Below are 14,049 nucleotides of genomic sequence, written 5' to 3' on the forward strand. Positions count from 1 at the left end.
GATGCGCTCGTGAAGGAGGAACCGTATGGTATTCAGTATCATTGCCGGGGTCGTTATTTTCGGGTATGCGGCTTGGTCGCTTGTCCGTTATGTACGGAAGACGCGTCAAGGAAAATGTGCGGCATGCTCGTTGAACAAGACGTGTTTATCTGGATGTTCTGATGCAACTTATGCGGATGTCTCGGCATCAACGATGAGCAAACTGTAATTATTGAACTGCGCCAATCGCAGCGACCCGGCGATACGCAAAATCGAAGCGGAATGGTTACGGATCTATTTGCTTATCGATCGGCAGCTGTACATTACGCGCTCAGGAAACGTCCGTTCCATGGGCGCGTTGTCTTGTTTAGCATTGATGTGTGTTTAAAAGCGGTGATGCAGCATATATTTTATTCGGGCGGCAGCCATATTTATTAAAAAAGTGTCTTCACAATGTCCGATTCTGGTGGTAATCTTGGAAGTAAGCGGTTTTATACGCGAGGTTAAAAGTGATTCGGTGTTGTACGCAACACTGGGCTGCTTTTCGAATATAAGGCCTCTTTTAACCTAAAAATATAAACGTTTATATTTTCCTTGGTGAAAGTCGAGGATACTCAGGGTTAGATTTCTGAAAGGGAACTAACGTCTGAAAGTATAAACGATTATATTAAAACGAAGAAGGGAGGGACGGGTATAAGCTGAAAACCAGCTGGTTAACCGATGCACAAAAATATAAACGTTTATATGTATTGAGGAGAAAGGAGAAGATAATTAGATTTAAATTGCCTGTAAAGCGGCAAGCAGCCTGTTGTTTATTCATGCGGTCAACATTTTTAGGAGGGATTACATGCATATGTCCAATGCTAGACCATCCAAAAGCCGGGCCAAAATTTTGTTAGCCTTTATTTGTTTTACCTTACTGGCTTCCTTGTTTGGCGCATCCGCTTTGTTCGAGCCATCCAAAGCAGCCGCAGCCTCTCCCGACGATAATTTCTCCCCGGAAACCCTGAAATTCCTTCGCAATAATACGGGGCTCGATGGCGAGCAGTGGAACAACATCATGAAGCTCATCAATAAACCGGAGCAGGACGATTTGAACTGGACCAAATACTACGGGTATTGCGAAGACATTAAAGATAAGCGCGGGTATACGATCGGTATTTTCGGCGCTACCACAGGCGGCTCCAGAGATACCCATCCCGATGGCCCGGACCTCTTCAAAGCCTATGACGCTGCCAAAGGAGCCAGCAACCCGTCGGCCGAAGGCGCACTGAAGCGCCTTGGCATCAACGGGAAAATGAAAGGCTCGATTCTGGAAATTAAAGATAGCGAAAAGGTGTTCTGCGGCAAGATTGAAAAGCTTCAAAACGATGCGGCCTGGAGAAAAGCGATGTGGGAAACATTCTATAACGTGTATATCCGGTACAGCGTTGAACAAGCGCGTCAGCGCGGTTTTACCAGTGCATTGACAATCGGATCGTTTGTCGATACGGCGCTGAATCAAGGCGCTACCGGCGGCTCGGATACGCTTCAAGGTCTGCTCGCCCGTTCCGGCAGCAGCTCGAATGAGAAAACCTTCATGAAGAATTTCCATGCCAAGCGTACCTTGGTTGTGGATACGAACGAGTACAATCAGCCACCTAACGGTAAAAACCGCGTAAAACAATGGGACACTCTCGTGGACATGGGGAAAATGAATCTGAAGAACGTCGATTCCGAGATTGCACAGGTTACGGACTGGGAAATGAAGTAAGCTCCTTCTTTTTTAGGACCCGTTATTAAGGACGGTCGCATTTTGCGGCCGTCTTTTTCACAGTTAAGAAGCAATTCCCTTCATATGAAAATGGAGTTTAGCGTTAGCGGGCCATGGTTTTAGCTCTTTAGAGTTATCCGGGATTCATCATGCTGACACAGATATACCCTACATATGTATGGTATATTTCGTTTGAGAGAGTGGTTCGCCACGGTCAAATCGTAACGGCAGCCGGCGTCTCCTCCGGTATCGGTATCGATATGGCGCTTCAATTGGCGGCATGGGAATTTGGAGAAGATACGAGTAAAGCGGTCCAATTAATTTTGGAATACGATCCTCAGTCTCCGTTTGATACGGGTTCGTTAAAGAAAGCGCCGGCGCCGTTGATCGAGCGGGTAAGAGAGGTGCTTCAAGAGCTTTCAAAGCAATGAAGCCTGACCTCAACTGCTATCCTTTCCATCTATTTCAACCGTTTGCGCCCACATAAATTTGTTTCAAGACGATTGCATTTCATTGGACAAAAAAGGAACGACAGTGTTAATCTTACAAGTAGAAGTGAAAGAGTAAATAAATAGCAATGTTGTATGATATATGAATGTTATTTCGTTATCGGCAATCGTCTGCAAATGGAAGCATGGATGAACGGGAGGTAGTGACGTTGCAGGAGGAGGCGCAATTGCTGCAAATGATCGGCAACAGGGCCGGATACCCGAGGGAGAAGACGATCTTTCAGCTGTTCGAGGAACAGGCGGAGCGCACGCCGGACCAACCGGCTCTCGTATTCGGGGACCGGCAACTGACGTATGCCGAACTGAACGAGCGGGCCAATCGGTTGGCGCGAACCTTGCGGGCGGAAGGAGTGCAGCCGGATCAACCGGTCTGTATCATGATCGAACGTTCCTTGGACCTGGTCGTGGGCCTCCTGGCCATCTTGAAAACCGGCGGCGCGTACGTGCCGATCGATCCTGGTTATCCGGCGGAGCGTATCCGCTACATGCTGGACGACTCGGGCGCGAACATTTTGCTCATCCGAGGCGGGTTATCGGCACATCCGGACTTTAGCGGGAAAACGGTGCGTTTGGATGATCCGCAAGCGTACGACGGGAATGGATCGAATGTTGAGCCCGCAGCGGGGCCGAACCATTTGGCCTATGTCATCTATACATCGGGTTCGACCGGCAAGCCGAAAGGCGTGATGGTCGAACACCGCAGCGTCGTCCGGCTGGTGAAAAATTGCAACTACGTCGCACTGGATGAAACGACGCGAATTTTGCAAACGGGCGCTATCGTTTTTGACGCTTCCACGTTCGAGATTTGGGGAGCGCTGCTGAATGGCGGACGGCTTTATCTCGTGAACAACGAGGTCATCTTGAACGCGGAAAAGTTGAAGGAGGCGATCCGGCGTTACGGGATTACGACGATGTGGCTCACCTCGCCGCTCTTTAATCAATTGTCTCAGCAGGACAGCGCACTGTTCGGCGGCCTGCGAACGCTGCTTGTCGGGGGAGATGTCCTATCGGTGCCGCACGTCAATCTTGTGCTGCGCGATAACCTCGGGCTCGCTATCGTGAACGCTTATGGCCCGACAGAAAATACGACGTTCTCCACGACGCATCCGATCGTCGGAGTGCAGACGGAACCGGTGCCAATCGGCCGTCCGATCCGCTATTCGGCAGCCTACGTGACAGACCGTTCGATGAAACTGCTGCCCATTGGAGTATGGGGCGAGCTTCTCGTCGGCGGGGAAGGCGTTGCGCGCGGGTATTTAAACCTTCCTGAGCTCACGGCGGAGAAGTTCGTCGACAACCCGTATCGGCCGGGAGAGCGGTGCTACCGCACGGGCGATTTGGTCCGATGGCGTTCCGACGGCACGCTGGAATACAAAGGCCGGATCGACGGCCAGGTGAAAATTCGCGGATACCGGATCGAGCCGGGAGAGATCGAGTCTCAGCTCGCGAAAGTGGAAGCGATCCGGGAGGCCGTCGTCGTCGCCAGGGAGGACGAGAGCGGGCAGAAGCAGTTATGCGCCTACTTTGTGGCGGACCGCGCGTTCACCGCAAGCGAGGCGCGAAGCGCTCTGGCGCAAGAGCTGCCGAACTACATGATCCCGTCCTGCTTCGTGCAACTGGAGCAGCTCCCGCTGACCATTAACGGCAAGGTGGACCGCAAGGCGCTGCCGGCTCCGGAAGACAGGCTGCAAACCGGCGCAGCACACGCCGCTCCCGTGACAGAGCTGGAAGCCAAGCTGGCGGAAATTTGGCAGCGGGTATTGGGCGTTCCGAACCTCAGCGTGTTGGACGGCTTCTTCGATCTCGGCGGGCATTCGCTGAAAGCGCTGGCGTTGATGTCGGAAATGGAGAAAGCGGGATGTTACGTTACCTTAACCGATATTTATCACTATAATTCGGTCCGGGCGCTGGCCGGTTACCTTCAATCGGCCAAGGAGCAGGAACATCTTCAGGAACATCTTATCGAAACGAAAGAAGAACTGATCTCTTGGCTGCACCGGGAAACGGGGGGCGTATACGAGCTGGTCTCGTACCAAGTGTGCGATTTTCTTCACGAAACGAAAGAGATTTACGTTTTTTACAGCGATGCTGTAGATGAGGAATGCGTTGAAAGACTCGTAGGGATGATGAACGGCAAAGTGGCCAGAACGCTCCTGCCTCACTACATCGTGCCTCTGCACCACAGAATCGAAACGGACCCGAACCAAGCGATAGACGAAGAGGTCTTTTGCGGCCATCTCGGTCTAACGAGGATGGAAGCGGATGAGGCCACAGCTATTCGCAGGCAGCTTCAAGACGATTACGATCAAACGGACCGCTGGATCCAAACGGGGCAAGTGACGCACGAATACCCGCTCGGGGCGATACAACAAATGCAAATCAAGTTCCACACGCCACCCAGTCTGGTCTTCTTCAAGCTGGACGAGTATGTGGATTACGCGCTTTTAGACCGAGCTTACGCTTGGCTCGTGCAACATCAAGGTCAGCTGAGAAGCGTTCCCGTCCAAGGGGAGCCGGGTGTATGCTGGAAGGAATACGCGCTTCCTTCCGCACGTCCGCCGAAGCTTAGCCTCATCGATGTTTCGGGCCGCGATCCGAGCGGTCCGTTTATGGACATGCTGCAGGATTTCGTTGAAAACACCCGGTACGTCGGGGAGCATATTTTGTATCAAATGGTCGTGCTGAAACGAAACCTGCGCGAGCATTATGTCATCGGGCTCCTGCATCATGTCCTTTGCGACCGGGTGACAACGGAAGTCATCGAGCGGCAGCTGGTCTCTTGCTACAGAAGTCTGCTTCAAGGCCAAGCGCTGCCTTCGGAGGAAGTAAAGCCGTTTGCTCAGTATGTGCGTCAAATTCAGCAAGGACCCAAAGGCATGACGGAACAAGAATGGATCGCGGCCTTCGAGCTGGAAACGTTTCATAAGAGCAAGCGCGACATCTTGCGGCGGATGGCGCATCGAACGAGTGACGAAGCTTTGTTGTTTAACGTAAATGTTCCGGCCAAAGAGCATTCGTTGGGGACTGCGCTTTCCGTGTATACCAAGGGGCTGCAAACTTATTTGGCGGCGAATCATCTGCCCTTGCTGTTCCTGTATGACGGACGAAGGTACGAAGAGGCGTCGTACTACAATACGGTCGGGGAATATATCGATTTCGTGCCTCTCTTGATCGATGCGAGGCTGCATCGGGACGAGATGCTTCGTACCGTAAGAACCCGGCTGGATCTTTTGAAGGACCGCAGCATCAATTTTATGCACCTGCTTACCGATCCCGCTTGCCGTGGCAACTGGGACCGAACCAAGCAGCTCGTACAGTTTGGGGAGCAGTATGAGCACCTCGATCTGTTCATGTTTAACTATTTGGGCAACAGCACCAAAGAGCGTTTGCAGGAAAACCTGTACGATGAAACCGTCGTGAAACAGCCGAATCCGCTGCCGATTTATTCGCTGTTTAACTGCATCGCCGCGTCTCACGCCGACGGCTTCGTTTTCTCCATTCGCTGCAGCTACAAGATTGACGTGGAGGAAGTCCGGGCGGCGTTTCACGAGGCGGCATGTGCGGAATACGGAAAATGCTGACTGCCCCGCCCCAAAAGTAGTCATTTGAGTTGAATAAGCCTGACCGGAGAAAAGCAACGGTTCGACGCGATGTTGCTTATGTTCTTCGGTCATTTTTTTATCAACGCTGTGCGAAAGGGTGAATCTTATATTTTTCTTGAACGGGATTGACTGGAAATAAAGGGATATGATACCTTACTGATAATGATTATCATTATCGAGAAGTCATCATGTGGATACCGGGAGGAGGGCTATCATGCTTCAAAAAGAAAGGCTGCCGAGGGAACGAACCACGTCTGCGAGGAGCCGGAGTCCGAAGAAAAGCCTGATTGAAATCCGCGAGTTTATGAATGAGCACTATAACGAGCCGCTGTCCATCGGACAGCTGGCGCAGATGGCCAATATTACCCCCAAATATTTTGTGGACCTCTTCAAGAAAACGTACGGGCAGAGCGCGATGGATTATTTGACGGACCTCCGAATTACCCGGGCCAAGCGCTATTTGATGGAATCGGAGGAGCGGCTGCGGGAAATCGCCCAGAAGGTAGGGTACAAGGACGAGTTTTATTTCAGCCGCAAATTCAAGAAGGAGGTGGGCGTATCCCCCTCCGACTATGTCAAAAAAGCCAGGCAGCAAATCGCCGCATGCTCTTCCTCGGTCACCGGCCAACTGCTGGCGTTAAATATTATGCCGGCGGCCGCGCCGCTCGATTCCAAGTGGACTCCTTATTACTATAACGTCTATAAAGAGCGGATCAAGCGCCCCCTCAAGCTGACGGACCCTTATACGAGCCGGTCGTTCGAGGAAAATTTGGGGACGCTTGTGCAGGCGCGCCCTGACGCGATTATCGGCACCGACCGGCTGGGCGAGGACGAGAAACGGAAGCTGGAGGACATCGCGCCGTCTTTATTCGTTTCGGCGGAGCGGGACGGATGGCGGGAGCAGCTTCGCCTGATCGCCCGGTTCCTGGAGCAGGAGGACAAGGCGGAGCAGTGGATCGCCGGGTACGAACGGCGGGCCGAGCTGGCCCGGGCGCACATCGGCGAGGCTCTCGGCACCGATCGTATTCTGGTTCTGCGTATTTTCGGGCAAGGCCTCCATGCTTATTGCAACCGCGGCATGGAGGATGTGCTTTGCCGGGATTTAAAGCTGAAATTGGTTTACCGGGCAGAGCCCTCCGGCCACCTGCCGCTTACGATGGAACGGCTTGCGGAGCTGAATCCCGACCGTCTGCTGCTTCTCGTATGTCCCGAGGCCGCTTCACGGGCGTATTGGCTGGCGCTCCAGCATTCGGCGGCATGGCGTCAGCTCCAAGCCGTCCGAAACGGACAGGTGCACTTGATTTCCTCGGACCCTTGGTTTGAGTATTCCGCCGTGTCCGTTGCGCGGATGCTGGATGAGGCACAGCTCTTGTTTACAGGGAATTGTCCAAATTCATTACAGGATAGCGTCCATGGTGCCCGCTTCGGCCCATGATGTATAATCCTCGTGAATGAGAATTATTATCAACGAAGGAGAGATTCCATGCGTGACATGCTTCATCGATTAAGACTAGACGGCAGGTTGCCGATGTCCGTCTTGCTGTGCCTCGTCGTGGCGGGTGGACTGCTGGCCGGCTGCGGCACGGCGAACAAGGGGGCAGCCCCTGCGCCGGAGGCCAATACAAACGACAAAAACGCTGCCGCAGACGGTAAAAGCCAGACCCCTGCCCAAGAACAGGTCGTCAAGGACGAGCTGGGTCATGAGGTCAAGGTACCTGCCGCGCCGAAGCGGGTGTTTGCCCCGTATCTGGAAGACTCCTTGTTGAAGCTTGGGATCAAGCCGGTCGCCCAATGGTCAAGCGGTTCGCAAGGACAAGATTATTTACAGCAGGAGCTGAGCGGCGTTCCCCGGCTCGATTTCTCGGGCGGTCCCCCTTCTCCAGAAGTGCTGATGGCTTATAATCCCGATTTGATCATTTTGCAAAATAACAGCTATTCGGGCAACGGCAATTATGAGAAGTACGCCAAGGTTGCGCCGACGTACGCTTTTACGAATGCCTCCGGCGATGTGGAGAAATCACTTGCGACTCTGGGGAGTCTGCTCGGCAAAACGGCGGAAGCGGAGCAGGCGCTCAAAGCGTATCGCCAGAAAGTGCAGGAAGCCAAGGAGAAGCTGGATCAAGCCGCAAAAGGGAAAAAGGTGGCGGTCATCCGCTTCGCAGCCAGGGGCGTGAGCCTGATGGGCGGGAACTACATGAGCGGGCAGGTCTTGTATCAGAAGCTCGGTCTGGGCAAGCCCAAGCTGGTGGAGAAGGAGAATAGCGCCGCCATTTCCCTGGAAATTCTTCCTCAGTTGGACGTGGACTATATTTTCATCATCAATCAATATGGTCAGGGCACAGAGCGGATCAAAGAAATTACGGACAGCCCGATTTGGAAGGCGATGCCTGCCGTCAAGCAGGGACAGGTGTTCGAGGTGAGCGATAAATACTGGCTCGGGAATGGTTTGATCGCTTACGAGAAAATTATTGACGATACGGTCAAGCATCTGGTCAAATAAGCGGAATTCGCCGATGAACGGAAGCGTGGCGGTTCAGAGCGTAAGCATTGAAGGAGATGGAAGCATAGTGACGTTCAAGCCGAACGAACAAAGCGAAGTAACGCTGAAAGACCTCGCGCGCGGCAAAGTCGATATTCCGTGGGCGGAGCAGTGGACGATGAAATCGCGCGATCATCACCGGAGGTACCAGATCCTCGTGGCGAAGCCTCCGGAGGCCCCACCTCCTGCCGGATTTCCAGTCATTTATTTGCTGGATGCCAATTCGGTATTCGGCACGGTGGTGGAAGCCGTGCGGCTGCAAAGCCGGCGGCCCGATAAAACCGGGATCGTCCCGGCGGTTATCGTCGGGATCGGGTATCCGGTGGACGGACCGTTCGCGCCGGAGCGGTTTTACGATCTGACGCCGGCGGCTACGAAGGAATATTTGAACCGAGCGGACAGCACGCCGCTTCCCGAGCAAGGCGGAGCCGCTCATTTCCTGAAATTCATCGAGGAGGAATTGAAGCCGCAGATCGAAGGCGAGTTTCCAGTGGACCGCAGCAGACAGACGATTTTCGGACATTCGCTCGGCGGGTTATTTGTGCTGTACGCGCTGTTTGCGAAGCCGCATTCGTTTCAAAGCTATATCGCGGGCAGCCCGTCGCTGCACTGGAACGAGCCGTTCCTGCTTGAGGCGGAGCGGGAATTTGTGACAGGATGGCAGCCTGGGGCCAATCGAATCGGGCTGCTGCTGGGCGTTGGCGAGCTGGAGAAGACGCATATCTCGCGTAACTGCGACCGCGCGCTGGCGCTCTCGGAACGGCTGGCCGCCTTGTCCGAGCGCGGATTGGACGTGGAATATAAGGAGTTTGAAGGCGAGGGGCACGTATCGGTACTGCCCGTGCTGATCAGCCGGGCTTTGCGGCTGGCGCTTCGGCCGAGGCCGTGACGGAGGCCGAGTTATCGGGAAGGAGATGCAGGGGAAGCAAGGATATCGAGATTAGGGGAAAGGACGGAGATGAAGAGGTGGAGCTTGGAATCAAAGGAAAAGTCGCGCTCGTCACCGGAGCGGCCCAAGGCATAGGGGAAGCCGTAGCGCGTGCGCTGGCTGAGCTCGGGGCTTCCGTGGCCGCCGTAGACCGCAATGCGGACGGGCTGGGCAGTCTTGCAGCGGAGCTGAATGCTCAGGGCTATCAGGCTGCGGCTTATCCGGCGGACGTCAGCGACAGCTCGGCGGTAGAGGACGCGGTGGAGCGGATCGAGCGGGAGCTTGGGCCCATCGGCATTCTCGTCAATGTCGCCGGGGTGCTCCGGATGGGGCGTATCGAATCGTACAGCGACGAGGACTGGGAGGCGACATTCGCCGTCAACACGAAAGGCGTGTTTTACGTATCCCGCGCCGTCGTTCGACGCATGGCCTTCCGGCGAACCGGGGCGATCGTGACCGTAGGATCGAATGCCTCCGGGGTACCGCGCATGCATATGGCGGCTTATGCGGCCTCCAAGGCGGCGTCGACGATGTTTACCAAATGTCTGGGGCTGGAGCACGCCCGGCACAATATCCGCTGCAATATCGTCTCGCCGGGTTCGACCGATACGGCAATGCAGCGTCTGCTGTGGGCGGATGAGTCCGGGGAGCAGGCAGTCATTGCGGGCTCGCCGGAGTCGTTTCGGCTGGGCATTCCGCTCGGGAAGCTGGCCAGACCGTCCGATATTGCGGATGCGGTCGTTTTTCTCGTGTCCGACCGCGCGGGTCATATAACGATGAGCGATTTGTGCATCGATGGCGGTGCAACCTTAGGAAGATAATTTCATTCTTAAAGAGAGGAATGATGGACATGGTGAATCTGGAAACGGTTCCTGCCGCATGGGCTTCCGAACTGATCGATATGTACGAAGCCGGCTCGTCGTTTTTCCTGGCTTCGCCGCAGCGTACGCTGCTGGCGAAAGGGGAGGCGGCGAGACTGTCCGTGCAGGGTGGCGCGGATCGGCTCAAAAGCTTGCCGCAGCGCGTGGCCGAGCTGCTGGCCCGCACGCAATTTTCCGGGGGGGCGCCTTCCGTTGTCGTGGGAGCGATCCCCTTCGATCCCGTGAAGCCTGCGGAGCTGATCGTACCGCAGACGGCCCGATGGGCCGGCAAACTGCAGCTTGGCAGCGAGGCTGCGGAAAGGCAGCCCGACACCGCGGATTATAAGCTGCGCCCCGTGCCGGAGCCGGAAGTCTACGAGCATGGTGTGAGCCGGGCGTTGGCGCGTTTTCAGAAGGGGGACCTCCGCAAGGTCGTTCTCGGGAGAACCTTGCATTTGACGCTGCCGACGAAGGTTGATGTCAACCGGCTTCTCCGCAATCTGGCCCGGCATAATCCGCATGGCTATACGTTTGCGGTGAATCTGGCCCCAGGAGAAGCACGGGCCGCATGGACCCCGGACAAGTCGAACGGTCAGGAGCCGCGAACGCTGATCGGTGCTAGCCCGGAGCTACTTGTGACGAGAACGGGAGGGCGGCTGAAGGCGAATCCGCTCGCGGGCTCTGCGCCCCGCAGCAGCGATCCGGTCGAGGATCGGCGGAGGGCGGAGGCGCTGCTCGCCTCGGCGAAGGACCGGCATGAGCATGCGGTTGTAATCGAAGCCGTCGCTGACGCGCTGCGTCCTTATTGCAGCCGCTTGGACGTACCAAGCGAGCCTTCGCTCGTACAGACGTCCACGATGTGGCATCTGTCCACGGTCGTCACCGGAGAGCTGGCCGATCCTTGGGTATCGTCGCTGGAGCTGGCTTTGGCGCTGCACCCGACACCGGCGATTTGCGGGACGCCGACCGATTTGGCGCGGGAAACGATTCGCGAGAGCGAGCCGTTTGACCGGGGCTTCTTCACGGGAGCGGTCGGCTGGTGCGATGCGAGCGGTGACGGGGAATGGGTCGTGACGATTCGCTGCGCCGAGGTGGAAGGCCGCGAGCTGCGGTTGTTCGCGGGCGCGGGGATCGTCGAGGGATCGAGCCCGCAGGCCGAGCTGGCGGAAACGTCCGCCAAATTCCGTACGCTCCTGCAGGCGATGGGGCTGAATCAGCCGCAGCCGGCAGTCGTAAAGGGGGATAAATGATGCGTTCGCAGTATCCTTCATGGCCGCAAGAGCTGGCGGATTTTTACCGGGAGACCGGCTGCTGGGCGGGCGAGACGTTCGGTGAGATGCTGCGCGAGCGCGCCGCCGCTTACGGGGACCGCATCGCGGTCGTCAGCGGAACGAGCCGGATCAGCTACGCCGAGCTGGATGCGAGAGTCGACCGGTTGGCTGCCGGATTTTACAAGCTCGGCATTCGGCAGGACGACAAGGTGATTTTGCAGCTTCCCAATATCGCGGAGTTTATCGAGGTGTGCTTTGCGCTGTTTCGGCTGGGCGCGCTGCCGGTATTCGCACTTCCGCTTCATCGCAGAAGTGAGATCGTTTATTTTTCCGAGTTTACAAATGCGAATGCTTATATTATTCCGGATGTCGAGGCAGGCTTCGATTACCGGGAACTGGCGGCGCAAGTGCAGGAGCAGGTGCCGACGCTGCGCCAAGTCATCGTAGCCGGCGATCCCGGGAAGTTTACGGCGCTGCGCGACCTGTACGCCGATCCGCTGCCCGATTTGCCGGGGCCAAGCTCCGGGGATGTGGCGTTTCTCCAGCTGTCTGGCGGCAGCACCGGGCTGCCGAAGCTGATTCCGCGCACGCACGACGATTATATCTACAGCTTGCGGATGAGCGCCGAAGTGTGCGCTCTCGACGAGCAGAGCATTTATCTTGCCGTGCTCCCTGCGGCCCACAACTATCCGCTGAGCTCCCCGGGCGTGCTGGGCACGCTCTATGCGGGCGGACGCGTCGTGCTGTCCCGCGGCTCCAGCCCGGACGAGGCGTTCCCTCTCATCGAGCGGGAACGCGTCACGATCACCGCCGTCGTGCCTCCGCTGGCTCTCGTCTGGCTGGACGCCGCCGAGTCGCGCCGCAGCGACCTTTCGTCGCTTCGGCTGCTGCAGGTCGGCGGGGCCAAGTTCAGTGCGGAGGCCGCCCGTAAGGTCAAGCCGGTTCTGGGCTGCACTTTGCAGCAGGTGTTCGGGATGGCGGAAGGGCTGGTCAACTATACCCGGCCGGACGATCCCGAGGACATTCTGGTGAATACGCAGGGCAGACCGATGTCGCCTTATGATGAGATCCGCATCGTGGACGACGAGGATGAAAAGGTCGCTCCCGGTCAGGTCGGACATCTGCTGACGCGGGGGCCCTATACGATCCGAGGCTATTACAAAGCCGAAGAGCACAACGCCAGAGCGTTCACGGCGGACGGCTTCTACCGCACAGGGGATATGGCGAGAATGACGCCTGAGGGCTATCTTGTCGTCGAGGGCCGGGCGAAGGACCAGATCAACCGCGGCGGCGACAAGGTGGCGGCGGAGGAGGTCGAGAACCATCTCCTCGCTCATCCGGGCGTGCATGACGCCGCCGTCGTTTCGATGCCTGACGCATACCTTGGCGAGCGCAGCTGCGCCTTTATTGTGCCGTATTCACCGGCACCTACTCCGGCCGAGCTCAAAGCGTTCTTGAGGGAGCGGGGGCTGGCCGCTTACAAAATTCCGGACCGGGTCGAATTTATGGACTCGTTCCCCCGAACCGGGGTCGGCAAGATCAGCAAAAAGGCGCTGCGCGGACTGATAGAACAGAAGCAGCAGGCTCTAGCTGCGCCTCCGACAAAATAAAATAACGTGAGAAAAGAGGAGATACGATGGCTCTTCCTGCCATAACGCCTTATCCGATGCCGACGGCGTCCGACCTGCCCACTAACCGGGTGAATTGGACGCCCGATCCGAAACGTGCGGTTTTGCTGATTCATGACATGCAGCAGTACTTCGTGGACGCTTTCACGGCAGGGGCCTCCCCTGTGATCGAACTGCTGGAGAACATCCGCGCGCTCCGAAGCGCTTGCGACGAGCTGGGCATACCGGTCGTCTATTCTGCCCAACCGGGCGGCCAGACACCGGAGCAGCGCGGATTGCTGCAGGATTTCTGGGGTCCCGGGATCAATGACGGGCCCTATCAGAAGCAGATCGTGAAGGAGCTGCCGCCGGGCGAGCGCGATATCGTGCTGACCAAATGGCGGTACAGCGCCTTTCAGAAGACCGATTTCCGCGCCAGACTGACCCAGCTTGGCCGCGATCAGTTGATCGTATGCGGCATCTACGCTCACATCGGCTGCCTCATGACTTCTTGCGAAGCGTTCATGCAGGAAGTGGAGCCTTTCTTCGTCGCCGATGCGGTGGCGGACTTCTCGCTGGAGAAGCACCGGCTGGCGATCACCTACGCGGCCGAACGCTGCGCGGTTGTCATGACAACGGAACGTTTGATCAAGGCGCTCCGCGGTGAAGCGGGAGCCTCAGCCGAGCCGGAAGCCGCATTGGAAGCGGCTCCGGCGGCGGAAAGCGGGTCGCTGACCAAGGACGGCTTGCGGGAGCTGGTGGCGGACTTGCTGCAGGAAGCTCCGTCGTCCATCGCGGAGCACGATAACTTGATTACGCAGTGGGGCCTGGATTCGATCCGCATCATGAGTCTGGCCGAACGGTGGCGGCGGTCCGGGGCGGAAGTCACTTTCGTGGAGCTGGCGGAGCGTCCGACGCTGGCCGATTGGTTCGCTCTGCTGTCCGCCCGCCTGAGCAGGACTTTGCCGAACGGAGATTACATAACGACATGAAGGAGGGAG

10 protein-coding genes and 1 pseudogene are annotated in these 14,049 nt (G+C 56.7%); all 11 read left to right on the forward strand.

Annotated elements, in window-relative coordinates; genetic code table 11:
- The first annotated feature begins 25 nt into the window (after positions 1-25).
- Positions 26-208: a FeoB-associated Cys-rich membrane protein gene (locus QMG93_RS25775; RefSeq protein WP_281941618.1), complete on the forward strand. Its 183-nt coding sequence runs from the start codon at positions 26-28 to the stop codon at positions 206-208.
- Between the two features lie 624 nt (positions 209-832).
- The gene (locus QMG93_RS25780; RefSeq protein ID WP_281941620.1) at positions 833-1,732 is read left to right on the forward strand and encodes a chitosanase; all 900 of its coding nucleotides are present in this window, start codon (positions 833-835) and stop codon (positions 1,730-1,732) included.
- 194 nt (positions 1,733-1,926) lie between these two features.
- Positions 1,927-2,163: pseudogene (locus QMG93_RS25785) on the forward strand (DJ-1/PfpI family protein); the annotation flags it as partial.
- A gap of 221 nt (positions 2,164-2,384) precedes the next feature.
- Positions 2,385-5,822, forward strand: a complete 3,438-nt coding sequence (locus QMG93_RS25790; protein WP_281941622.1) for a non-ribosomal peptide synthetase — start codon at positions 2,385-2,387, stop codon at positions 5,820-5,822.
- A 235-nt stretch (positions 5,823-6,057) separates the two neighbouring features.
- On the forward strand, positions 6,058-7,278 hold the full coding sequence (locus QMG93_RS25795) for a helix-turn-helix domain-containing protein (protein ID WP_281941624.1): 1,221 nt from the start codon (positions 6,058-6,060) through the stop codon (positions 7,276-7,278).
- Positions 7,279-7,326: 48 nt separating this feature from the next.
- On the forward strand, positions 7,327-8,343 hold the full coding sequence (locus QMG93_RS25800; protein WP_281941626.1) for an ABC transporter substrate-binding protein: 1,017 nt from the start codon (positions 7,327-7,329) through the stop codon (positions 8,341-8,343).
- 67 nt (positions 8,344-8,410) lie between these two features.
- A complete protein-coding gene (locus tag QMG93_RS25805) occupies positions 8,411-9,271 on the forward strand; it encodes an alpha/beta hydrolase (protein WP_413789339.1) in 861 nt (286 codons plus the stop codon).
- A 77-nt stretch (positions 9,272-9,348) separates the two neighbouring features.
- The gene (locus QMG93_RS25810; protein ID WP_281941630.1) at positions 9,349-10,131 is read left to right on the forward strand and encodes a 2,3-dihydro-2,3-dihydroxybenzoate dehydrogenase; all 783 of its coding nucleotides are present in this window, start codon (positions 9,349-9,351) and stop codon (positions 10,129-10,131) included.
- A gap of 29 nt (positions 10,132-10,160) precedes the next feature.
- A complete protein-coding gene (gene dhbC / locus QMG93_RS25815) occupies positions 10,161-11,420 on the forward strand; it encodes an isochorismate synthase DhbC (protein WP_281941632.1) in 1,260 nt (419 codons plus the stop codon).
- Positions 11,420-13,051, forward strand: a complete 1,632-nt coding sequence (locus QMG93_RS25820; protein ID WP_281941682.1) for a (2,3-dihydroxybenzoyl)adenylate synthase — start codon at positions 11,420-11,422, stop codon at positions 13,049-13,051. The genes dhbC and QMG93_RS25820 overlap by 1 nt, the downstream gene beginning before the upstream one ends.
- A gap of 26 nt (positions 13,052-13,077) precedes the next feature.
- The gene (locus QMG93_RS25825; protein WP_281941633.1) at positions 13,078-14,040 is read left to right on the forward strand and encodes an isochorismatase; all 963 of its coding nucleotides are present in this window, start codon (positions 13,078-13,080) and stop codon (positions 14,038-14,040) included.
- Positions 14,041-14,049: the final 9 nt, after the last annotated feature.

The organism is Paenibacillus tyrphae, from assembly GCF_027925525.1.
Taxonomy (GTDB): domain Bacteria; phylum Bacillota; class Bacilli; order Paenibacillales; family NBRC-103111; genus Paenibacillus_G; species Paenibacillus_G tyrfis_B.

Bases quoted from the DNA above. Each gene is read 5' to 3' on its own strand.
- QMG93_RS25775 (WP_281941618.1), top strand. From the start codon at position 26: ATGGTATTCAGTATCATTGCCGGGGTCGTTATTTTCGGGTATGCGGCT.
- QMG93_RS25800 (WP_281941626.1), top strand. From the start codon at position 7,327: ATGCGTGACATGCTTCATCGATTAAGACTAGACGGCAGGTTGCCGATG.
- QMG93_RS25795 (WP_281941624.1), top strand. From the start codon at position 6,058: ATGCTTCAAAAAGAAAGGCTGCCGAGGGAACGAACCACGTCTGCGAGG.
- QMG93_RS25825 (WP_281941633.1), top strand. From the start codon at position 13,078: ATGGCTCTTCCTGCCATAACGCCTTATCCGATGCCGACGGCGTCCGAC.
- QMG93_RS25820 (WP_281941682.1), top strand. From the start codon at position 11,420: ATGCGTTCGCAGTATCCTTCATGGCCGCAAGAGCTGGCGGATTTTTAC.
- dhbC (WP_281941632.1), top strand. From the start codon at position 10,161: ATGGTGAATCTGGAAACGGTTCCTGCCGCATGGGCTTCCGAACTGATC.
- QMG93_RS25780 (WP_281941620.1), top strand. From the start codon at position 833: ATGTCCAATGCTAGACCATCCAAAAGCCGGGCCAAAATTTTGTTAGCC.